This is a genomic window from Streptomyces sp. NPDC028305 (assembly GCF_055569495.1).
This window is the reverse complement of record NZ_JBVHTN010000005.1, coordinates 582,615-603,419: the sequence shown is the minus strand read 5'-3', so window position 1 is coordinate 603,419 and position 20,805 is coordinate 582,615. Positions and strand designations below refer to the sequence as shown.

Genomic DNA, 20,805 nt, shown 5'->3' with positions numbered 1-20,805 from the left:
GGGGAGGAGCCCGCCGCAGGCGTCAAGACGAGCCACCACCCGCAGCCGTCGCCGACGGCAGTCGTCCCACCGCACACGCCCCGGACACCGTGTCCGCGAAGTGCAGCGTGCCACCGTGGCGGGCGGCGATCTCACGGGCGATGGCCAGGCCCAGCCCGGCTCCGCCGGACTTTCGCGTGCGGGCGTCCTCCAGGCGGCTGAAGCGCTTGAAGACCCGTTCCCGGCCCGCCACGGGGATGCCGGGGCCGTCGTCGCGGACCTCGAACACGACGGTGGCCCCGTCCCCGTGGTGCTCACTCCGCACCGTGACCTCCACCGAGGTGTGCGCGTAGCGGCAGGCGTTGCCGAGCAGGTTGCGCAGCAGCCGTTCGAGCTGGACGTCGCTGCCGCGGACCCAGGCGGGTGGGTCGTCGGCGGTGCAGCGGATGTCGAGGGGGCGGGCATGGGGCAGATGGCGGTGTTCCACGGCCAGGTCGTGGGCGAGGTCGGTGAGGTTCACCTTCGTGTCGGCGATGGGCGCGCCGCCGTCGAGTTGGGCCAGGAGCAGCAGGTCGTGGCTGAGGTTCTGGAGCCGCACGATGTCCCGGAGGGCGTCGCGTACGCGGCTCTCCCAGTCGACGCCTTCCGGGTGCGTCAGTGACGATTCGAGGGAGGCCCGCAGCCCGGCGAGCGGGCTGCGCAGCTCGTGGGAGGCGTCGGCGATGAACCGCTGCTGGAGTTCGGCCGACCGCTCCAGCCGGTCCAGGGTCGTGTTGATGGTGCGCGCGAGCCGGGCGATCTCGTCGGCCGAGGCCGAGGTCGAGACCGGCACTCGGCGGCCCAGCGACCGGGCCGTGATGTCCTCCAGTTCGCGGCGGATGGCCTCGACGGGGCGCAGCGCGCGGTGCGCGGCGATCCACGCGGTGGCGGCGAGGATCACGACGACGAGGGGCGCCCAGTACGCCAGGCGCCAGCCGAGGCTGGGCAGGTAGCCGAACGCGGATCCGCCGGTCTGGTACGACCACCAGAGTTCGCCGACGAAGAGGAGGGCCGTACCGGCGCCGACCACGAGCGCGAAGCGCAGACGCAGGGACAGCGTCCGTCGGACGGAGCGCGAGAACGCCCACACCGTGGCTCCGGCGAGCAGCATGATGGCCGGGGCCCCGACCTCAGGCTGCCGCAGCCGCTCCACGACAGCCGCGTACGGGAGAAACACGGCGCCCGCGATGAGCAGCCAGGCCGCGGTGAGCCCGACCCGGATGGTGTTCGACTTGCGCGCTTCAGGCGGCATGGCCGGTCATCCGGTAGCCGATGCCCCGGACCGTCTCGATCGACGCGCGGCCGAAAGGCGTGTCGATCTTTCGGCGCAGGGCGCTCACGTACACCTCGACGATGTTCAGATCGCCTTCGAAGTCCGCCGACCAGACCTGATCGACGATGTCTATCTTGGGCACGACTTCACCGGCCCGCCGGGCGAGGCATTCGAGCACCGCGAACTCCTTGGCGGTCAGCCTGAACTGGACATCGCCACGGCCGCTGGACCGGCCCGCCGGGTCGATCCACAGGTCGCCGATGCGCAGCACCGTGCGGGTCCGGGCGCCGCCGCGGCGGAGCAGGGCGCGCAGCCGGGCTTCGAGCACCACGTACGAGAAGGGCTTGGCGAGGAAGTCGTCGGCGCCGGTGTCCAGCGCCTCGGCCTCGTCGTACTCGCCGTTCTTGGCGGTCAGCATCAGGATGGGCGTCTCGATGTCCTCCGCCCGGAGCCTGGCGCAGACCCGGTATCCGTTCAGGCCGGGCAGCATGATGTCGAGCACGATCGCCTGGTACGGGTTCTGGCGCGCCATGTGCAGGCCGACCAGGCCGTCGTGGGCCACGTCCACCGCGTATCCGGCCGCTTCCAGGCCTCTCTTCAGGGCGACCGCGAGCCCTTCCTCGTCTTCCACCACCAGTAGCCGCATCGCCTAAGTATCCACAGCCGTTCCCCGACGTCCCTGAAGAGGTCTTCAGGATCCTTCAGCGTCGTCTCAGCGGCTCCGGGTGAGCATCGGGCCCGTTCCCCGCCTGCCCTCCGGCCCTTGAGGTGACCCGTGCCCACCGCCCCCCTGCTCATCCCCGATCCGGTCCACGGCGCCCCGGAAAGAGCGCCGCGCGGCCAACGGGTGGCTCTGGTGGTGGCCGTCGTGACGACGCTCGCCGCCGTCGTACAGCAGGTGCTGCACGCGGTGGGGGTCGTCGGTGGGCAGCCGTGGCCCTTCCTGCTGGTCGCCGCCCCGGCGTGGCTGCTCGCCGTGAGGGGCCTGCGAACGGTGCCCGACCCGCCGCCCGTGGCCGTCCAGGCCGTGGAACGGCTGCGGCGAATACCCGCGTGGGCGTGGGTCGCCGGGGTGCTGGCCATGGCCGCCGCCGCGTGGGCCGCGCTTCAGGACCACGAGCCGCTGATCGGCCACGAGGAGGCGGTGTACGGCAACAAGGCCCGCTCCTGGCTTGACGACGGCACCCCGGACGCGGGCTGGGGCACCTACCGCCCGGTGGGGCTTCCCGCCCTCGGCCGGATCGCCCTGGCCGTGCACGACGACGTGGGGGCGCTGCGGGTGGTCGCGCTGCTGCTGACCCTGTTCACGCTGACCACGACCTATCTGGTCGCGGCCCGGCTGACCACTCCCCGCCGGGCCGTGGTGGTGACGCTTCTGCTGCTCAGCGGGCTGGGCTTCCTGCGCCGCGTGCCGCTGTTCCTCAATGACATCGGCGCCACGGGCCTGCTCCTGATCGTGGTGTATCTGCTGGTCCGCGCGCAGGAGAAGCCCGGTTCACGGGCACTGCTCGCCGTGCCCCTCCCGGCGCTCGCGGCCTTCTATCTGCGGTACGGCGTGGTGGGCACCCTCGCGGCCGTCGTCGCCGCCGCCGTCCTGGCCTACGGGCCCCGGGCCTGGCTGGCGCAGGGCCGCCGGCTGGCCCTGTGCGCGGGTATCTTCCTCGCCGGGCTGATACCGCACTTCGTCTACGCCACCGAGGTCACCGGCGGCCCCCTCGGCCTGATCTTCTCCGCGACCGAGCACGCGGGCCGGGCGTATGTGGGCGACGGTCTCGTGTACTACCTGTCCATTTTCCCGTACCGGCTGGCCGGTGACCTCGGCGGCGTCGTCATGGCCGCGGGGCTGTGGGGGCTGGGCGCCGCGATCAGGCGCCGCCGCCGTGACGACCGCCGCCACGTGTTTCTGGGCATGACCGCGGTCCTCACCTTCGTCGTGCTGGGCGTGGCCACGGACGGCGAGCCCCGCTTCGTCTATCTGCCCGTCGTGCTGCTGACCGTGCTCGGTGTGCAGACCCTCGCCGAGGCCGCCGGGCGCTGGTCCGCGACCGTGCTCACCGCCGTCGCCGCGCTGGCCGCCGTCACCGTGCCCGCCACCGCGCAGTACGTGGCGCACGACGCGATGCCGGGCCCGACCGCCCAACGCGTGTCGACCCTCGCCGTGGCACGGCAGCTCGCCGGTGGTGACCGGCCCTGCCTGCTGGTCACCGGCTACGAGCCCGACCTCGGCTGGTACTCCGGCTGCGATGCGGTCACCTACGGACAGTACCGGCGGATGACGCCGCCCTCCGGGGTCGAGGTGAGCCTGGTCCTCTTCGAACGGGGCCGGTTGCAGCCCGGTCCCGCGTCCCTGCGCCGTCTCATCGACGGGCGTGCCACCACGACCCGGACGATCCCCACCGAAGGCTCCCTCGGCACGGCCACGGTCATCACGCTGGGCGCGAGGAGTTGAGCGCGGCGACCACGAACCACTGGGCCGGGAGGTCGATCCGCGTCCCGTCGGCGCGGTACTCGGTCTGCGGCAGGGTGGTGAGCCCGTGGTCCAGCACCGTCAGCCCCGCCTCGCGCAACAGCTCCGGCACCTCCACGGTCCGCGCGTCGGCGGGCCGCAGGCCGTGGTCGAACACCCGGCGGAGTTTGGGCGGCGGGCCGCCGGGGTCCTGTGCGGCCTCGCGCAGTACGGTCTTGGACTCCTCGGTCAGCTCGGCGACGAAGGCCCGCCCGTGCCGTCCCAGCAGGGTGGCCACCGCCTCCGCGACGGGCCGCCGGTCCGGAGGGTCGCTCTGGTGGATGACGGCGCGCATATAGACGTTGGTGTCGCCGAGCCGCTCGTGGAGTTCCCGTACGCGCGCCGCGTCGGTCAGGTTGAGCTGCTCGTACTCGGCCACCTTCTCCGTGTCGGCGCGCCGCGCGTGTTCGATGGCCGCCTGGGAGAGGTCGACGCCGATGGCGCGGGGGAAGTGGGAGGCCAGATAGCGGGTCTGGGTGCCGTTGCCGCAGCCGAGGTCGGCGATCGGCAGCCCGGTGTCCGCGTGCGGGGCGAGCAGTTCGAGGTGCGGGGCCGCGGACAGTGACGGGTCGGCGTCCCAGATGGCCTCCCCCGGCGCGTCCGAGGTGTTCTGCCAGTAGCTCTCCCACGCCTGCCTGTAGCGCTCCGACACGCTCATCCGCCGCTCCCCGGAGTAGAGGCCACCCATACGATCAAGGTGACTATCGCCGCTCACCAGCCGTGGACAAGAGCCGGGCGCGTTCCTTCACGCGATATTCGCGCCCCCGCGCGACCCGCGCGCCGCGCGCTCCGGGCGGGGAAGTGTCTGTTCGAACCAGACCGTCTTGCCGTCGGCCGACCGGCTGCCGCCCCACTCCCGCGCCAGCGCGTCGACCACCCGCAGCCCGCGCCCCGTCTCGTCGTTGCGGCCCGCGCTCAGCAGCACCGGCAGCTCGTGGTCGTCGTCGAAGACCTCCCACAGCAGCGCGTCCGTACGGACCAGGCGCAGCACGACATGGTGGGTGTGGGCGTGCCGGATCGCGTTGGTGACGACCTCGCTGACCAGCAGTTGCGCGGTCTCCACGGCCTCCGGGAGCCCCCATTGGAGCAGCCGCTCCCCCACCAGCCGCCGCGCCCGGCCCACTTCGCGCGGCTCCAGCGCGAGCCGCCACTGGGCCACGTCGGCGGCCGGGATGCCGTTGAGCCGGGCCATCAGCAGCGCCACGTCGTCCTTGCGGCCGCCGCGGGTGTTGAGGGCGCGGATGATGGTGTCGCAGGCGTCGTCCATGGACGCCGCCGGGTGTGCGGCGGACTCGCACAGCGCGGCGAGCCCGTCGCCTATGTCCTGGCCGCGCACCTCCACCAGGCCGTCCGTGCACAGCACCAGGCGGTCGCCGGGCGACACGCGTATCCGGGCGGTCTCGAAGGGCACCCCGCCGACCCCGATGGGCGCTCCGGTCGGCAGGTCGAGCAGCTCGCTGCGGCCGTCCTCGGCGCGCACCAGCACGGGCGGGATATGGCCCGCGTTGGAGATCAGCAGCTCGGAGCGGATGGGGTCGTAGACCGCGTAGAGGCAGGTGGCCAGGTAGTGCTCGCCGAGCCGCTGCGCCAGGTCGTCGAGGCCGCGCATGAGCTGCGCGGGCGGCAGGTCGAGGGCCGCCATGGTCTGTACGGCGATCCGTAACTGGCCCATCATCGCGGCCGAGTTCAGGCCGTGTCCCATGACGTCGCCGACGACGAGGGCGGTGCGCGAGCCGGACAGCTTGACGCAGTCGAACCAGTCGCCGCCGACCCGGCCGAGCCGGGTGCCGGGCAGATAGCGGGTGGCCGTGTCGCATCCGGCCATGCGCGGGGTGACCTGGGGCAGCATGCTGTCCTGGAGCGTCTCGGCGACGTTCTCCTGGTACGTGTACATGCGGGAGTTGTCGAGCACCAGGCCCGCGCGGGCGGCGAGTTCGGCGCCGGTCGTGCGGTCCATGTCGTGGAACCGCTCCCGCCCCGCGCGGCGCATCAGCACCATGAAGCCCAGCACCACATCGCGCGCCTTGAGCGGCACGATCAGCAGCGACCGCCCGTTGATCAGCGGCCGCAGGTCGCGCTTCTCGAACTCCCCGGAGATCCGGTCGCCCAGCGCGTCGTCGATGTACGGGATCAGCACGGGCTCGCCGGTGACCATGCACTGGAAGAACGGCGTGTGTTCGGGAAACGCGATGGCCTCCCCGACCGGCACGGTGTCGTCCCAGCGGCCCGGTTCGTCGTTGTGCTCGACCCACACCCGGTGCCAGATGGTGGTGACGTCGGGCGGGCCGTCGGGGAATCCCTCGCCGGCCAGCACCTGGGCGCGGAGATGGGTGCCGGCGAAGTCGGCGAAGCGGGGCACGGCGGCGCTGGTGACCTCGCGGATGGTGCGCGCGAGGTCGAGCGAGCTGCCGATGCGCCCGCTGACCTCGTTGAGGAATTCCAGGCGCTCGCGGACGGCGGCGTATTCGAGGTCGATGTCCTCAGGTGCGTACGGCACTCCGGGGGCGCTCGGCGCTCCCTGCGCGCCCCCTGCCCCGCCGCCGGTCCCGGCCCCGGCGGACGCGGCTCGCCGTGCGGCCTCCTGCCGGGCCTGCCGCTCCCGGTAGCGGGGCATGCCCCAGTCCGGGGTCACCGGCACCCGCTCGTTCCTGCTGATCTCCAGCACCGGATAGCCGAGTTCGAGGATCTGCGCGACGATCCGGCCGGCCCTGGCCGGGCCCATGTTGGGCAGGATGTCCGGCAGCCGCCCGGCGAGCCGGTCCGCGCCGGGGAACTCGGTGTGCAGCGCGAAGCCGGGCGAGAACCGCTCCCGCTCCCCGCCGGTCGCGCGCTCCGCCTCGGCCAGCCCCGAGGCGTCCGCCGCGAGCACCAGCAGCCGCTCCGGCCCCGACCCGACCAGCGGATACGCCCACCACAACACATCGACCTGGCCATGCGCCTGATCGGCCATCCGGGCCCGCCCGGCCGTGGGATACGGCGGCGCCCCGGCCGGCGCGGCGTCCAGATCGGGCCCGCGCCCGTGCTCGTGCCCGCCCTCCTCGTATCGCCATTCCTCGCCGCCCAGCGCGCCCGAGACCGGCATCAGATCGACGGCCCGGCAGCCCATGGCCTCCTCACGGCTGCGCCCGAAAAGCCGACGCGCACCCGAACTCCAGTGCGTCACCAGCCCGTCGACGTCGATGACCACCACCGCGAGCGGCATCCGCCCGGGCCCGCCGCTGCCGCCCCGCTGCGCCGGCACCCGGGGCACCCCGCCCAGCTCATCGTCGCCGTGCGACGTGCCACGGTCCATCGCCGGAAGACTCCTTAACCAGGCAAGATCTGCGCCACCGCTACCCACGGTACGACCGCCGCGGGCCGCCGCGCGCCCCAATACCCGAATAGGGGGTTGTCTCAGCCGCGTATGGTCACGCCGTGGCGCGTGCGCAGTCGGCGCAGCTCCCACAGGGAGATCGCGGTCACCGACAGGGGGCCGCCGAACAGGGCACAGAACTGGGCCCACAGCGGCCCGCCCGGCATGCCGCCCCCGGTCGCGTTCAGGACGGCGATGATCCACACCATCACCACGGTGATCACGGCGGGCAGCGCGGCGTGCACATAGGCGGTGTTGAAGGCGGAGCGGGCGATGTAGGCCGAGGCGAGGACGGCGAACGGCAGCAGCCACAGCAGGAACCAGAGCGCCGGGACGGCGGCCACGAACAGCCATACCCCGTGCAGGTCGTGCAGCACCGGGGTTTTCAAGATCACGTACGACAGGCCGGCGATGACGGCCACGGTCAGGACGTACAAGCCGACGGTCTTGAGCGGGACGCCGAGCCGCGAGCGCAGCAACCGCCGCCGCTCCGCGGGCGCGTAGCGGATGAAGAGGGCGATCACCACCGGTACGACGATGATGAGCAGGACGGGGGTCAGGATGAGCTGGCCGGCGCTTTCGCTTGCCTGGTCCTCCAGGTCGCCGTCCTCCCCGTACAGGTAGTAGAGCGCGACCGTCGCGAGGACGCCGAGCGCCGTGCGGGCGATCTGGACGCGGTCGACCACGGGGTCGTGCACGCGCCCGCCGCCGTCCTGGTCGAACAGTCGCCGCGCGGGCCGTTGCGAGAGGCGGAACAGGGGGATGAGGAAGGAGAGGAAGGGCACCCGCCGGTACCAGCGCCGGCCCGTGGGCGCCGGCCGGTAGGGCCCGGGCGGCGGGGGCGGCGGACCATAGGGGTTCGGCGGCGGCGGTCCGTACGGATCGGGCGTCGGCGGCGGCGCGTACGGATCGGGTGCCGGGGGCTGTGGTCCCCAGCGGTTGTTTCCCTGCCCGGGGCCGTTCGGCGGACCCCATCCCCCCGTTGCCATGCCAACTCCTCCTCGCCCATGTCTTCGACGACGCGTTCTCGCCGATGGCCGGGAAGTCTAGGGCACGGAGGCGAACTTGCCAGGTGCCCCGGAGGGCTCAGTCCTCGTGGCCGAGTTGCAGGTCACGCTCGGTGCGGCCGCCGCCCGCGACCTGGAGGACCGTCGCGACCGGCGGATAGCCGGCCGCGATCACCGTGTACTCGCCCGCCGAGAGGTCGACGAAGCGGAAGGCGCCGTCCACCGTGGTGGTCGCCGTGTCAACGACGTTTCCGGCCGCGTCGAGCAGCGTGACGCGCGCGTCCTCGACGAGCCGTCCGCCGCCCGCCCGCACCACGCCGCGCAGCACCGCGCCGCCCGCCAGCTCGATGTCCTGCCGGGTCTCCCGGGCGGCCTGGACGGTGACCGGCAGCGCGGCCGGGCGGAAGGCGGGGGCGCTGGAGGCGAGGGTGTACTCGCCCGCCACCAACTCCGTGATCACATAGCCCCCGTCGAGCCCGCTGCGAGTGGTGGCGACGACCTCGCCGCGCACATCGGTAAGGGTGACGGTGGCGTCCCGCACGGGAGCGCCGTCCGCGGTGCACACCATCCCGGCCAGCCGCCCGGCCCCGCCGAGCACCACGTCCAGGTCGACCGGGCGCTCGCCGACCGTGACGCTGACCGCCCGCGGCTGATGGCCGCCCGCCGAGGCGATCAGGACGTACGAGCCCGCGCCCGGCGTGCTCAGCGCGTACCGGCCGTCCTCGCCGGTGGCCCCGCGCCCGATCTGGCGCCCCGCGATGTCGATGAGGGTGAGCGCGGCGCGCGGGACCGTGGTGCCGTCGTGGTGCTGGACGGTGCCGCAAACCGGAATGCCCGCGATGGTGGGGGCCGGGGCGGTCCGGGGCACGGTCCGCGCGGCGGGGACGACGGGGTCTTGCTGGACGGCGAAGTCGGTGGTGGACACCAGAGGTTTCTCCTTCAGGAGGAAGGCGAGCAGGAAGCCCAGGACGAGCACCGGCACGAGATAGAGGAAGATCCGCGGCATGGCGTCGGCGTACGCCGCGATATAGCCGTCGCGCAGCGCGCCGGGCAGCGAGTGCACCAGTTCCGGGGTGACCGACTGGGGGTCGGAGATCCCGGTGCCGGAGGCCCCCGGATCGGGGCCGGCGGCGGGGAGTTCGACCGCGAGCCGGTCGGCGAGGCGATGGGCGAACAGGGTGCCGAAGACGGCCGCGCCGACGCTGCCGCCCATCTGCCGGAAGTAGTTGTTGGCGCTGGTGGCGGAGCCGATGTCGGCAGGGCGTACGGAGTTCTGGACGGCGAGCACCAGCACCGGCAGGACCAGCCCGAGGCCGAGCCCGAAGACCCCCATCCACAGGCTGTAGTCCAGGCGGGAGGTGCCCACCTCCATCCGGGAGAGCAGCCACATGCCGATGGCAGCCAGCGCGCTGCCGAAGAGGGGGTAGATCCGGTACCGGCCGGTCATGCTGATGAGCTGGCCGGAGGCGATGGAGGCCACGACCGTCCCGGCCATCATGGGGAGCATCAGCAGCCCCGACTCGGTGGCGCTGACGCCGTCGACCATCTGGAGAAAGGTGGGCAGATAGCTGGCGGCCCCGAAGAGGCCCAGGCCGATGACCGCGCCGATGAGCCCGGTGACGCAGAAGACCGAGTCGCGGAACAGCCGCAGCGGCATGATCGGTTCGGGCGCCACGGCCTCGACGACGGCGAAGAGGATCGCGCTGCCCAGCGCCCCGAGCGCGAGCCCGAGGATGACGCGGGACTTCCACGGGTACTCGGTGCCGCCCCAACTCGTCAGCAAGACCAGGCAGGTCGAGGCCACGCCCAGGAGCAGCGCGCCCAGATAGTCGAAGCGGCCCCGCCGGGCGACCCTGGGGAGCTTGAGGGCGACGGTCACGACGGCCATGGTGGCCAGGCCGAAGGGCACGTTGATGTAGAAGCACCAGCGCCAGGACAGATGGTCGGTGAGATAGCCGCCGAGCAGCGGCCCGGCGACCGACGCGAGGCCGAACGAGGCGCCGATGAGCCCCATGTAGCGGCCGCGTTCGCGGGGCGGAACGATGTCCGCCATGATCGCCTGAATGCCGATCATCAGGCCCCCGGCGCCCACGCCCTGGACCGCCCGGAAGGCGATCAGCTCGTCCATGGTGCGCGACCAGCCCGCCAGGGCGGAGCCGGCCACGAAGACGGCGATGGCGAAGAGGAAGACGCTCTTGCGCCCCATGAGATCGCCCAGCTTGCCGTAGACCGGGAGCACGATGGTCGAGGTGAGGAGGTAGGCGGTGACGGTCCAGGACATCTTGTCCAGGCCGTGCAGTTCACCGACCACCTTCGGCAGGGCGGTGGCCACGATGGTCTGGTCGAGGGCGGCCAGCAGGAGGGTGAGCACCAGCCCGAAGAAGATCATCCGGACTCGGGCCGGGCTGAGCGGGATGGGAGCGCCGCCCGGCGCCCCGGGGTCCGGCGCCTGCGCCTCCCAGGCGGCCTCCGGCGCCGTCTCCGGCTCCGCCGGAGGCGCTGTCGGTGGTGCTGCCTGTGATGCCGTCTGCTGTGCTTGTTGCTGCTGCGCTTGTTGCGCGGCCTCGTGCGCCGTCCGGGCCCATGCGGGCACGGGAGCGGTGGCGCGTCCCGGCTCGTCCCCCTTGGCCAGGGGGGTCCAGGTGATCCCGCCCACGTCCATCTCCCCTTCGTCGCGCCTGCACCGCCGCCCTTTTCTCGCATTACGCGACAACTGTGAGCAAGCGCGACGAATCGCCGATGACGGGTGGGGAGAGGGACGTTCAGAGGCTTTCGCCCCGGTGGGAGGGTGTACGGCGGCGAGGCACGCCGCAAGGAAAACCACCCGATCCGGTGAATCCTCCGGTTGCCTCGCGACCGGCTACTTCTCGACCTCGGCCGCGAGCTTGGCGAGCACCGCGTCGTAGATCCGGGCCAGCCCCTTGGGCGCGAACATCCGCTCGAAGAAGCCGCCGATGCCGCCCGCACCCTGCCAGGTCGAGGTGACGACCACCCGCGCCTTGCCCTCACCCGCCGGGGTCACGACCCAGGTGGTGACCATCGAGGAGTTGCGGTCCTTCTCGATCAGCTCCCCGTCGGTCGGCTCGGTCACCTCCAGCAGACAGTCGCGCACGCGCTTGCTGGTGGCCTGGAGCTTCCAGTGGACCAGCGTGCCCTCACCGTCGCCGCCCTCGCGTACCTCGTACTCGCTGAACTGCTCCGGCAGCAGCCGGCCGCGCACACCGCTGTAGTCGGCGAGCGCGTCGAACACGTCCTCGGGGCTGCCCGTGACGATCCGTTCGGTGGTGGCCTCGACTTGGCCCATTGCTCTCCTCCACTCGTGGAACGGCGCCCCGTCATGCGGCGCTCTCGACTGCGGCAAGCCAACCATTTTTGCTGGGACTTTGCCTAATTGGAGGCCGCCACCGGTAAGGCCTCGGCGGCCGGATCAGCGCACCGCGCGGACACCGTCGAGGGCCACGCCGAGGACGCGGTCGCGCTGGGCGTCGTCGAGGAAGTTCGTCGCGGTGATACCGGCCACCATGCGCAGCAGGTCGTCGAAGCCGATATCGGTGCGGACCTGGCCGGCCTGGAGCGCCCGTTCGAAGAGCGGGCCGCCCGCCCGGTACATCGACTCGCGGCAGGCGGCGAAGATGTCCGACTCGCCGTCCATGGCCTCGCGGATCGCCCGCTTGTTTTGGAGAGGCCACCCATGCCCCGCAACTCCGCTCGCCTCACCTTCGCGGTCCTCGCGACAGGCGCCGGCGTGTTCTCCATGCTCCAGTCGCTGATCGCCCCGGCCCTGCCGACCGTGCAGCACGCCCTGCACACCTCGCAGTCGACCGCGACCTGGGTGATGACCGCGTATCTGCTCTCCGCCTCGATCTTCACCCCGATCCTCGGCCGCGTCGGCGATCTGATCGGCAAGAAGCGCACCCTGGTCGCGGTGCTCGTCACGCTGACCCTCGGCTGTCTGCTCGCGGCACTCGCGCCCACGATCGGCGTCCTCATCGTCGCCCGGGTGATCCAGGGCATCGGCGGCGCGCTCTTCCCGCTCTCCTTCGGCATCATCCGCGACGAGTTCGCCGCCGAGGAGGTGAGCCCCAGCATCAGCAACCTCTCGGCGGTCATCGCCGCGGGCGGCGGCGTCGGGATGGTCGCCGCCGGACCCATCGTCTCCGCGCTGGACTACCGCTGGCTGTTCTGGCTGCCCGTCGGGATCGTCGCCGCCACCGCGCTGATCGCCCTGCGCTTCATCCCCGAATCCCCCACCCGCGCCTCCGGACGCGTCAACTGGCTCGGCGCCGTGCTGCTCTCGGGCTGGCTGGTCGCGCTGCTGCTGCCGCTCAGCCAGGCGGCCGTCTGGGGCTGGGGCTCGGCCCGGGTGATCACGCTCTTCGTGGCCGCCGCGCTGCTGTTCGCCCTGTGGCTGATCGCCGAGGCCCGCTCCGCCAACCCGCTGATCGACCTGCGCGTCATGCGACTGCCCGCCGTATGGACCACCAACGCCGCGGCGCTGCTGTTCGGCGCGGGCATGTACGCGATCTGGTCCTTCCTCCCCGGCTTCGCGCAGACCCCGTCCGCCGCGGGCTACGGCTTCGGTGCCTCCGTCACCGGGGCCGGGCTGCTGATGCTCCCCATGCTGATCGCCATGTTCGGCGCGGGCGTGCTCAGCGGCCGCCTCGAGCCGCGCCTCGGCGCGAAGCGGCTGCTGGTGGCGGGCGCCGCGCTCGGCGCCGTCGCCTGCGGCTTCCTCACGCTGTGGCACGACCGGCAGTGGCAGGTGGCGTTCGTCGCCGGGATCTTCGGCCTCGGCATCGGCCTGGCCTTCGCCTCGATGGCCAACCTCATCGTGGGCAGCGTCCCCGCCGAGCAGACCGGCGCCGCGACCGGCATGAACGCCAACATCCGCACCATCGGCGGCTCCATCGGCGCCTCCGTCACCAGCGTGCTGGTCACCAGCCGCCTCCAGCCCTCCGGCCTGCCGTACGAATCCGGCTACACCCACGGCTTCGCCCTGCTGACCCTGCTCTGCCTCGCCGCCGCCCTCGCGGCCCTGCTCGTCCCGGCGGGCCGCGCCCGCCGCACGGCCGGCTCGCTCCGCGCCGCCGGCGGCCCGGCGGTCGCCGAGCCCCGGGCCTCGGCGCCGAGCGCCCGGGGCTGACCGGGACTGACCGGGACTGACCGGAGCACCTCCGGGGGGCTGACCCATGAATGAAACATGTGTTCTAATTCTGGGACGAGCGAGACCCCCGGAGGTGCGAGCCATGCGCTGGGACAACCTGACCGACGGCGACGGGGCGGCCGCGCCCGCCCTCTTCGCGGCGGACGCGGTGACGACCCGCACCTTCGACACCCCCGAATTCCGCGGGATCACCTTCCACGAGATCCGCGCCCGCTCGATCGTCAACCGGGTGCCCGGCGCCTCCCGGATGCCGTTCGAATGGACGGTCAACCCGTACCGCGGCTGCTCCCACGCCTGCGTCTACTGCTTCGCACGCAAGACGCACAGCTATCTCGACCTCGACACCGGCCTCGACTTCGACACCCAGATCGTGGTGAAGATCAACGCCGCCGAGCTGCTCCGTCGCGAGCTGGCCTCCCGCCGCTGGCGCGGCGAGCACATCGCCATGGGCACCAACGTCGACTGCTACCAGCGGGCCGAGGGCCGCTACCGGCTGATGCCCGGCATCCTCACCGCCCTGACCGAGCGCGCCAACCCCTTCTCCATCCTCACCAAGGGCACCCTGATCCTGCGCGACCTGGAGCTGCTGCGGCGGGCGTCCCGCGTCACCGATGTCGGCGTCTCCGTCTCGGTCGGCTTCACCGACCCCGGGCTGTGGCGCACCGTCGAGCCGGGCACGCCCTCACCCGAGCGGCGCCTGGAGGCGGTGCGCACCCTGACCGACCACGGCATCCCGTGCGGGGTGCTGATGGCCCCGGTGATCCCCTACCTCGGTGACTCCCCCGAGCAGCTGCGCGCGACCGTACGGGCCATCGCGGCGGCCGGGGCCACGTCCGTGACGCCGCTCGTGCTGCATCTGCGGCCCGGCGCCCGCGAGTGGTTCACGGCCTGGCTGGCCCGCCACCACCCGCGGCTGCTGCCCCGCTACGACGCGCTGTACGGCGGCGGGGCGTATGCGCCGCGGTGGTATCAGCGGCGGATCACCGGGATGGTCCACGAGTTCGCCGACGAGTACGGCATCGGCCCGTATCGCGCGGGCGCGCACCGCGGCGTCACCGCCCCGCGGGCCACGGATGCCGCCCCCGCCACCGAGGCGCCCGACCAGCTGACGCTGCTCTAAGGGTGCCCGGCGCACCGTGACGCCTGCGGCGGGCTCCTTCCCCTCCCCGCCCCTTCCCGAAACTGGGGCGCTGCCCCAGACCCCGGGTCCAGGGGCGAAGCCCCCCCCCACGCGGCGGAGCCGCACATCGGCAGGGGGCGGGGAGGGGAAGGAGCCCGGCGATGCGCGCGGGGTCCTCCGGCGGACGGGGCTCGCGGCCCGGCCGGCGCGGCCGCGCGCCGCCGCAGGCCCGGCGCGTGGGGCTTGGCGCGATAGCGGGCGAACCAGCCGTCCTCCGGGATGGGACCGGTTCCGGCGGACGGCCCGCCGCCGTCCCCGCCGCCGTCATGCGCTCGCGGCCGCCCGGCTCACCGCGGCCGCCAGCCGGTCGCGGGCCTCGGTCTGGGCGGCGATGCGGGCGTCGAGGACGGCGAGCCGCTCGCGGGCGATCCTCAGCCCCTCGGCGGCGGGCCGCACGCTCGTCACATCGCCGTCCAGGCACGGCAGGAAGCAGCGGATGTCGTCCAGCGTGAGGCCCACCGCGAGCAGTTCGCGGATGTTGCGCACGCGGACGACGGCCCGCTCGTCGTAGTCGCGGTAGCCGTTGGGCTCGCGCGCGGACGTGATCAGCCCCGCCTGCTCGTAGTGGCGCAGCGCGCGCGGCGTCGCGCCCGTGGCCTCCGCCAGCTCCCCGATCCGCACCGGTCCCACCTCCGGTGCCCGTTCTACCAGCCGTCCACCGCCCGCGCTCAGCCGACCACGGCCCCGCCGTCCACCGGCAGGATCACGCCCGTCACGAACGCCGCCTCGGGCGACGCCAGTTGGGTGATCGCCCAGGCCACCTCCTCCGGACGCCCGATCCGCCCCAGCGGGGTGTGGGCCAGCTGCCAGGCCCGTACCTTCGCGCGCTGCTCGGGCGTCAGCCCCTGGTGCTCCCCGATGGGGGTCTCGATCGCGCCGGGCGCGACGGCCACCACCCGCACCCCGCGCGGCGCCAGCTCCACCGCCCAGCTGCGGGTCAGCGTGTCCAGGGCCGCCTTTGTCGCCGCGTAGAGGGAGTTGCCCGCCCAGCCGCGCTGGCCGATGGAGGTGCTGACGTTCACCACCACGCCACCGCCGTTCTCCTCCAGCGGGCCCAGGGCCGCCCGCGTCAGCAGCACGGGCGCGAGGAGGTTGGTGGCCAGGAGCGGGGCGGACAGCTCGCGGGTGCTGTCGCCCAGCGGCGCGGCGCGCACGATCGCGGCGTTGTTGACCAGCACGTCCAGCCGGCCGTGCGCCTCGACGGCGTGCCGCACGATGTCCTCGGCGGCGCCCTCCGCGGTGATGTCCGCCGGGAAGGGCTCGATCATGGGGTGCCCCGCCGCCGTCTCGTCCAGCGGCCCGGGCCGCCGCCCGACCGCCACCACCCGCGCCCCCAGCCCGGCCAGCGCCCGGGCGGTCGCCCGGCCGATCCCGGTGCCCGCGCCGGTGACGAGGGCGACCCTGCCGTCGAAGGGGGCGGTGGGCTCTTCGGTGTTCATGTCGTTGCTGTGGTCCATGGGCGGGATCCTGCGAGCCTGCCGCCAATGGCAGGGTCAAGCGGCCTACGGTGGGCGCATGGACGGCGTACATGTGAGGGAGATGACGGAAGCGGACATCGACGCCGTGGCGGCGGTGCGGGTGCGCGGCTGGCAGGCCGCGTACCGGGGGCTGATACCGCAGGCGCACCTGGACGGCTTGAGCGTGGAGAAGGACGCGCGGCGGCGGCGGGAGTTCTTCTCCAGAGGGGTGGGGGACGTGGTCAACCTCGTGGCCGACGGCCCGGTCGGCGAGGTGGTCGGCTGGGCGTGCTTCGGCCCGTACCGGGACCGCGATCTGCCCTCGGGGGACGCGGAGTTGTACGCGATCTATGTGCGCCACGACCTGTTCGGCGGCGGCATCGGGCGCGCCCTGCTGACGGAGTCCGTCAGCCGCGCCGCCGAGCGGGGCTTTCCACGGCTGCGGCTGTGGGTGCTGGAGGGCAACGCCCGCGCCCGGCGCTTCTACGAGCGCGCCGGCTTCGCGCCCGACGGCGGTCAGGAGGACTACGAGGTGGACGGCGTCCCCGTCCCCGAAGTCCGCTACGCCCGCCCCCTCGCCCCCATAGCGGCCTGACCCCATCTCGCCCCGCGCGCGCACGGGCGCGCGCGAGGCGGGGCGGGGGGCGGTCAACGCACCCGTGCGCGGCCCGGCTTGTCCGGGGCCGGGCGGCGGGGCCCGAGAGGGGCGCCTCCGCCGCTGATGCGGGCCAGCGCCGCCGCGGCGGCCGCGCTGAGGCGGGGGTGGCGGGCCGCGGACGTCAGGGCCGGGACGGCGCGTTCGTCCCCGATCGCCCCGAGGCCCTCGACGCAGGCGCGCGCGATCGGCCAATGCCGGTCCCGGGCCGCCAGTTGGCGTTCCAGGGCGGCGACGAGGGCCGGGACGGACTCGGGGGCGCGCAGCTCGACGAGCAGCCGGATGGGGTGGAGCGAGTAGGCGGTGCGCAGCGGGTTCGTGGCCAGGGCGGCCGCCGCGCGGGCGGTGCGCGGGTCGGCCAGGCGGGCCAGGACGCGGGCGGCGGTCGCGCAGCGGGCCTGTTCGCGGTAGTTGAGAAGGAGGACGAGGGTCTCGAAGGCCCGCCGGTCCCCCGCGCTGCCGAGCACGAACGCGGCGGTCTCCCGCGCCCACAGCGGCTGCTCGGGCGCGACGAGGATGCGGGCGAGCTGCTCGCGCGCGGCGGGGGTGCCCTGCCGTACGAGCGCGAGCAGCGAGGCGTGGGCCCTGGCCTCCTCCGGGGACGAGAGCGAGGCCCGCACCCGGTCGGTCAGTACGCGGAATTCTTCGTCCATGTGATGGTCTCCCCTCCCCGGTGACCGGCGCCCCGGCGCGCGGGTCACAAAATGTGCTCTGGCGTCTTGGTTACCCGCCAGTTAAACTGGCGACACGAGCAGCACCCCTGCTCTGGCGGCCTGGTGACGCAGCCGCCGTGTGAAGTCGTGAAGTCGGTTCGGCAGTTTGGTACGGCGTGGCCCCGGGACAGGGCCGGCCGTGTGTCTCCCCCACGGGCAGTCTCCTCCGTGCGGCGCCGTCCGTCAGGGAGCGTGCAAGCCCTTCCACAGGAGTTTCGTGTCAGCCCTCCGCGCATGACCGAAAGCTCCTCTCAGTCGTCTCAGTCGTCACTTCATCCCCATATCCGGGGAACACCCTCTGGAGTCCGCGATGGACCGTCTTCCGACCACCGACGCCAGTCCCACGTCCGACCCCGCGCCGAGCCCTGAAACGCCCACCCCTGATATCTCCCCCTCCCGGGCCCCGCTCACTACTGTCGCCGTCATCGGGCTCGGCACCATGGGCACCGGCATCGCCGAACTGCTGGCCAGGGCGGGCCGCGGGGTTCGCGAGGTCATCGGCGTCGACGTCAGCGAGAGCGCCGCGCGCCGGGCCGTCGCCGCGCTGGAGACCGCCACCGCCCGCGCCGTGCGCCGCGAGCGGATGACCGAGCGGGAGCGGGAGGAGTCGCTGGCCCGCTTCCGCGTCTCCACCGATCTGCGGGCCGCGGCCGACGCGGATCTGGTGATCGAGGTCGTGCCCGAGAGCTACGACATCAAGCTGGAGGTCTTCACCGCCCTGGACGCCGTCGTCCGGCCCGAGACCATCCTCGCCACCGGCACCAACGCGCTGTCCGTGACCCGGCTGGCCGCCGACTCCGCCCGCCCCGAGCGCGTCCTGGGCCTGCACTTCTTCCATCCCGCGCCCGCCATGAGGCTGGTCGAGATCGTCTCCAGCGTGCTGACCTCGCCCGCGGCCGTCGCCGCGGTCACGGCGCTGGCCCGCGACCTGGGCAAGGAGCCGGTCGCGCTCGGCGACCGGCCGGGGTTCGTCGCCGACGGGCTGCTGTTCGGCTATCTCAACCAGGCCGCCGCGATGTACGAGGCGAAGTACGCGGCGCGCGAGGACATCGACGCCGCGATGCGGCTGGGCTGCGGGCTGCCGATGGGCCCGCTGGCGCTGCTCGACCTGGTCGGCGTCGACACGGCCCGTACCGTCCTGGAGGCGATGTACGCGGCCTCCGGCGACCGGCTGCACGCGCCCGCGCCCATCCTGGGCCAGCTCGCCGAGGCCGGGCTGACCGGCCGCAAGGCGGGCCGCGGCTTCTATACGTACGAGGCGCCGGGCAGCGGCACCGTGGTCCCGGACGCGCTGACCCCGGACCCCGCCGACCGGGCCCCGGTCGCCGCGCGCCCGGTGCGCGTGGTGGGGGTCGCGGGGTCGGGCACCATGGCGAGCGGGATCGCCGAGGTCTTCGCCAAAGCGGGCCACGAGGTCGTGCTGGCCGCCCGCACCCCGGAGAAGGCGGAGGCGGCCAAGGCCAGGATCGCCCGGTCGCTGGGGCGGTCGGTGACCAAGGGCCGACTGACCGAGCAGGCCCGCGGCGAGACGCTGGCCCGGATCTCCCCGGCCGGGTCGCTGGACGCCTTCGCGGACGTGGACTTCGCCGTCGAGGCGGTCGTCGAGGACCTGGCCGTCAAGCAGCAGCTCTTCGCGGCGCTCGACAAGGTCTGCAAGCCGGGCACGGTGCTGGCCACGACCACCTCCTCGCTGCCGGTCATCGCCTGCGCCCGCGCGACCTCGCGCCCGCAGGACGTGATCGGCCTGCACTTCTTCAACCCGGCGCCCGCGATGAAGCTGGTCGAGGTGGTGCGCACGGTCCTGACGGCGGACGAGGTGCGGGCCACGGCGCACGCGGTCTGCCAGGCCGTGCGCAAGCACCCGGTGGACTGCGGCGACCGGGCCGGCTTCATCGTCAACGCGCTGCTGTTCCCGTACCTCAACAACGCGGTGAAAATGGTGCAGGAGCACTACGCCTCGCCGGACGCCATCGACGCCGCGATGAAGCTCGGCGGCGGCTATCCCATGGGCCCCTTCGAGCTGCTGGACGTCGTGGGCCTTGATGTGTCCCTGGCCATCGAGAGGATGCTGCACCGCGAGTTCCGCGAGCCCGGTCTGGCACCCGCGCCGCTGCTGGAACACCTGGTCGCGGCGGGGTGCCTGGGGCGGAAGACGGGGCGCGGCTTCCGGGAATATGCGAAGGCCTGAGGAGCCGGGCGGGGCGGACAGTGCCCCGCTTCCGTCCGCGCCCTCCGAGCCCGCTGCACCAGGGGTCCGGGGGGCATCGCCCCGGAAAATGCAGTACGTTCCCCACATGTCCCAGCCTCTGAAGGCCGCTCGTACGCCACGTACGAACCGAACGAACTCGTCCGGCGCGGGAGGCAACGGCACCCGCCGGGCCACCGCCCAGCGCTTGGCCATGCGCCGCAAACTGGCGGCCGCGGCCATGGAGTTGTTCGCCACGCAGGGCTACGAGGCGACGACGGTCGATGAGATCGCGGCGAGAGCGGGGGTCGCCCGCCGCACCTTCTTCCGCCATTTCCGCTCCAAGGAAGAGGCGATCTTCCCCGACCACGACGACACATTGGTGCGGGCCGCGGACGTGCTGGACGCGGCGCCGCCGCACGAGCACCCGCTGGACACGGTGTGCCGGGGGATCAAGGAGGTCATGCGGATGTACGCCGCCTCCCCCGCGGTCTCCGTGGAGCGCTACCACCTGACCCGCGAGGTGCCCGCCCTGCGCGAGCGCGAGATCGCCTCGGTGGCCCGCTACGAGCGGCTGTTCACCCGCTATCTGCTGGGCCACTTCGACGAGGGCGCGCACCACGACGGCGACGACGACCCGCTGCTCGCGGAGGTCGCCGCGTCCGCCGTGGTCACGGCGCACAACCACGTCCTGCGGCGCTGGCTGCGCGCGGGCGGCGTGGGCGATGTGGAGGCCCAGCTGGACCACGCCTTCGACATCGTCCGCCAGGCCTTCGGCACGGGCATCGGCGCCGGGCGCCCCCTCCCCGGCCGCCCGGCGGCCACGGTGTCCGCCAAGAGCGGGGAGGAGGACGTGGTGGTGATGGTGGCCCGTACGGATGCCCCGCTGGACGAGGTGATGCGGACGATCGAGCGAGCGCTGAAGCGCTAGCGCCCACGGCGGGTGGTTTTCCCCTCCCCGCCCCTTCCCGAATCCGTGGCTACGCCCCGGACCCCACCGGGGGCGCGCCGACGGGGGGACGCCCCCAACCCGCCGGCCCGCGAGGCAGCGGGCGAGCCCAGCCCCACCAGGGCCGAAACGCAACGCGCAGGTCCCTGGGGGCGAAGCCCCGCCAGGACCTGCGCAACGTCCCAGGCCCCCGGGACCAGCGAGCGTCCCCGCCGGGCCCGAGGACGAAGCCCCACGGGAGCCGGGGCGTAGCTCCGCCGGGCCCGGGTGCACCCCCCGGATCCGGGGCAGAGCCCCGCCGGGACCCGAGGGCAGAACCCCGCCAGGGCCCGGGGCACACCCCCGC

16 protein-coding genes and 1 pseudogene are annotated in these 20,805 nt (G+C 73.4%); 6 read left to right on the top strand and 11 right to left on the bottom strand.

Annotated elements, in window-relative coordinates; translation table 11 throughout:
- Nucleotides 1–22 precede the first annotated feature (22 nt).
- Both ACZ4WQ_RS23585 and ACZ4WQ_RS23580 read right to left on the bottom strand, forming a co-directional pair.
- Nucleotides 23–1,270 (bottom strand): sensor histidine kinase, encoded by a 1,248-nt coding sequence (locus tag ACZ4WQ_RS23585; RefSeq protein WP_398373870.1) that lies wholly within the window; start codon nt 1,268–1,270, stop codon nt 23–25.
- On the bottom strand, nt 1,260–1,937 hold the full coding sequence (locus ACZ4WQ_RS23580) for a response regulator transcription factor (RefSeq protein WP_358844361.1): 678 nt from the start codon (nt 1,935–1,937) through the stop codon (nt 1,260–1,262). The genes ACZ4WQ_RS23585 and ACZ4WQ_RS23580 overlap by 11 nt, the downstream gene beginning before the upstream one ends.
- 129 nt (nt 1,938–2,066) lie before the next feature.
- Between ACZ4WQ_RS23580 and ACZ4WQ_RS23575 the strand changes: the two genes are divergently transcribed.
- Complete coding sequence (locus ACZ4WQ_RS23575) at nt 2,067–3,740, top strand: glycosyltransferase (RefSeq protein WP_398373869.1); 1,674 nt, start codon at nt 2,067–2,069, stop codon at nt 3,738–3,740.
- Here the strand turns inward: ACZ4WQ_RS23575 and ACZ4WQ_RS23570 are convergent.
- From ACZ4WQ_RS23570 to ACZ4WQ_RS23545, 6 genes and pseudogenes are all read right to left on the bottom strand, one after another.
- Nucleotides 3,718–4,455, bottom strand: coding sequence for a class I SAM-dependent methyltransferase (locus ACZ4WQ_RS23570; protein WP_385350140.1), 738 nt, complete (start codon nt 4,453–4,455; stop codon nt 3,718–3,720). The two genes, ACZ4WQ_RS23575 and ACZ4WQ_RS23570, sit on opposite strands and share 23 nt — an antisense overlap.
- An 87-nt stretch (nt 4,456–4,542) precedes the next feature.
- Entirely contained in the window at nt 4,543–7,089 is a 2,547-nt protein-coding gene (locus ACZ4WQ_RS23565; protein ID WP_398373868.1) for an ATP-binding SpoIIE family protein phosphatase, read from the bottom strand.
- Nucleotides 7,090–7,190: 101 nt separating this feature from the next.
- Entirely contained in the window at nt 7,191–8,138 is a 948-nt protein-coding gene (locus tag ACZ4WQ_RS23560) for a hypothetical protein (protein WP_385350115.1), read from the bottom strand.
- A 97-nt stretch (nt 8,139–8,235) separates the two neighbouring features.
- Entirely contained in the window at nt 8,236–10,818 is a 2,583-nt protein-coding gene (locus ACZ4WQ_RS23555) for an MFS transporter (RefSeq protein ID WP_398373867.1), read from the bottom strand.
- Nucleotides 10,819–11,016: 198 nt separating this feature from the next.
- Complete coding sequence (locus ACZ4WQ_RS23550) at nt 11,017–11,460, bottom strand: SRPBCC family protein (protein WP_311728312.1); 444 nt, start codon at nt 11,458–11,460, stop codon at nt 11,017–11,019.
- Nucleotides 11,461–11,583: 123 nt separating this feature from the next.
- A pseudogene (locus ACZ4WQ_RS23545) lies at nt 11,584–11,829 on the bottom strand (SbtR family transcriptional regulator); the annotation flags it as partial.
- Between the two features lie 18 nt (nt 11,830–11,847).
- Here ACZ4WQ_RS23545 and ACZ4WQ_RS23540 point away from each other — a divergent pair.
- Nucleotides 11,848–13,299 carry an MFS transporter gene (locus tag ACZ4WQ_RS23540; RefSeq protein WP_398373866.1) on the top strand — a complete coding sequence of 484 codons (1,452 nt, stop codon included), beginning with the start codon at nt 11,848–11,850 and terminating at the stop codon, nt 13,297–13,299.
- A 103-nt stretch (nt 13,300–13,402) separates the two neighbouring features.
- Nucleotides 13,403–14,440: an Rv2578c family radical SAM protein gene (locus tag ACZ4WQ_RS23535; RefSeq protein WP_361189062.1), complete on the top strand. Its 1,038-nt coding sequence runs from the start codon at nt 13,403–13,405 to the stop codon at nt 14,438–14,440.
- Nucleotides 14,441–14,764: 324 nt separating this feature from the next.
- Here the strand turns inward: ACZ4WQ_RS23535 and ACZ4WQ_RS23530 are convergent, their stop codons facing one another.
- Both ACZ4WQ_RS23530 and ACZ4WQ_RS23525 read right to left on the bottom strand, forming a co-directional pair.
- Nucleotides 14,765–15,121: a MerR family transcriptional regulator gene (locus ACZ4WQ_RS23530; RefSeq protein ID WP_311730815.1), complete on the bottom strand. Its 357-nt coding sequence runs from the start codon at nt 15,119–15,121 to the stop codon at nt 14,765–14,767.
- A 47-nt stretch (nt 15,122–15,168) separates the two neighbouring features.
- Entirely contained in the window at nt 15,169–15,957 is a 789-nt protein-coding gene (locus tag ACZ4WQ_RS23525; RefSeq protein WP_468022372.1) for an SDR family NAD(P)-dependent oxidoreductase, read from the bottom strand.
- Between the two features lie 58 nt (nt 15,958–16,015).
- On the opposite strand from ACZ4WQ_RS23525, the gene ACZ4WQ_RS23520 reads away from it, so the two are divergent.
- A complete protein-coding gene (locus tag ACZ4WQ_RS23520; RefSeq protein WP_398373865.1) occupies nt 16,016–16,552 on the top strand; it encodes a GNAT family N-acetyltransferase in 537 nt (178 codons plus the stop codon).
- Nucleotides 16,553–16,605: 53 nt separating this feature from the next.
- Here the strand turns inward: ACZ4WQ_RS23520 and ACZ4WQ_RS23515 are convergent, their stop codons facing one another.
- Nucleotides 16,606–17,265 carry a HEAT repeat domain-containing protein gene (locus ACZ4WQ_RS23515; RefSeq protein WP_311730818.1) on the bottom strand — a complete coding sequence of 220 codons (660 nt, stop codon included), beginning with the start codon at nt 17,263–17,265 and terminating at the stop codon, nt 16,606–16,608.
- Nucleotides 17,266–17,635: 370 nt separating this feature from the next.
- On the opposite strand from ACZ4WQ_RS23515, the gene ACZ4WQ_RS23510 reads away from it, so the two are divergent.
- Nucleotides 17,636–19,513, top strand: a complete 1,878-nt coding sequence (locus ACZ4WQ_RS23510; protein WP_398373864.1) for a 3-hydroxyacyl-CoA dehydrogenase family protein — start codon at nt 17,636–17,638, stop codon at nt 19,511–19,513.
- Nucleotides 19,514–19,601: 88 nt separating this feature from the next.
- Nucleotides 19,602–20,441 carry a TetR family transcriptional regulator gene (locus tag ACZ4WQ_RS23505; protein ID WP_311730820.1) on the top strand — a complete coding sequence of 280 codons (840 nt, stop codon included), beginning with the start codon at nt 19,602–19,604 and terminating at the stop codon, nt 20,439–20,441.
- Nucleotides 20,442–20,805 lie beyond the last annotated feature (364 nt).

Excerpts from the sequence above, each read along its gene's own strand:
- ACZ4WQ_RS23585 (WP_398373870.1), bottom strand. The coding sequence starts at position 1,270 with ATGCCGCCTGAAGCGCGCAAGTCGAACACCATCCGGGTCGGGCTCACC.
- ACZ4WQ_RS23580 (WP_358844361.1), bottom strand. The coding sequence starts at position 1,937 with ATGCGGCTACTGGTGGTGGAAGACGAGGAAGGGCTCGCGGTCGCCCTG.
- ACZ4WQ_RS23570 (WP_385350140.1), bottom strand. The coding sequence starts at position 4,455 with ATGAGCGTGTCGGAGCGCTACAGGCAGGCGTGGGAGAGCTACTGGCAG.
- ACZ4WQ_RS23565 (WP_398373868.1), bottom strand. The coding sequence starts at position 7,089 with ATGGACCGTGGCACGTCGCACGGCGACGATGAGCTGGGCGGGGTGCCC.
- ACZ4WQ_RS23560 (WP_385350115.1), bottom strand. The coding sequence starts at position 8,138 with ATGGCAACGGGGGGATGGGGTCCGCCGAACGGCCCCGGGCAGGGAAAC.
- ACZ4WQ_RS23555 (WP_398373867.1), bottom strand. The coding sequence starts at position 10,818 with ATGGACGTGGGCGGGATCACCTGGACCCCCCTGGCCAAGGGGGACGAG.
- ACZ4WQ_RS23550 (WP_311728312.1), bottom strand. The coding sequence starts at position 11,460 with ATGGGCCAAGTCGAGGCCACCACCGAACGGATCGTCACGGGCAGCCCC.
- ACZ4WQ_RS23540 (WP_398373866.1), top strand. The coding sequence starts at position 11,848 with ATGCCCCGCAACTCCGCTCGCCTCACCTTCGCGGTCCTCGCGACAGGC.
- ACZ4WQ_RS23535 (WP_361189062.1), top strand. The coding sequence starts at position 13,403 with ATGCGCTGGGACAACCTGACCGACGGCGACGGGGCGGCCGCGCCCGCC.
- ACZ4WQ_RS23525 (WP_468022372.1), bottom strand. The coding sequence starts at position 15,957 with ATGGACCACAGCAACGACATGAACACCGAAGAGCCCACCGCCCCCTTC.
- ACZ4WQ_RS23520 (WP_398373865.1), top strand. The coding sequence starts at position 16,016 with ATGGACGGCGTACATGTGAGGGAGATGACGGAAGCGGACATCGACGCC.
- ACZ4WQ_RS23515 (WP_311730818.1), bottom strand. The coding sequence starts at position 17,265 with ATGGACGAAGAATTCCGCGTACTGACCGACCGGGTGCGGGCCTCGCTC.
- ACZ4WQ_RS23510 (WP_398373864.1), top strand. The coding sequence starts at position 17,636 with ATGGACCGTCTTCCGACCACCGACGCCAGTCCCACGTCCGACCCCGCG.
- ACZ4WQ_RS23505 (WP_311730820.1), top strand. The coding sequence starts at position 19,602 with ATGCAGTACGTTCCCCACATGTCCCAGCCTCTGAAGGCCGCTCGTACG.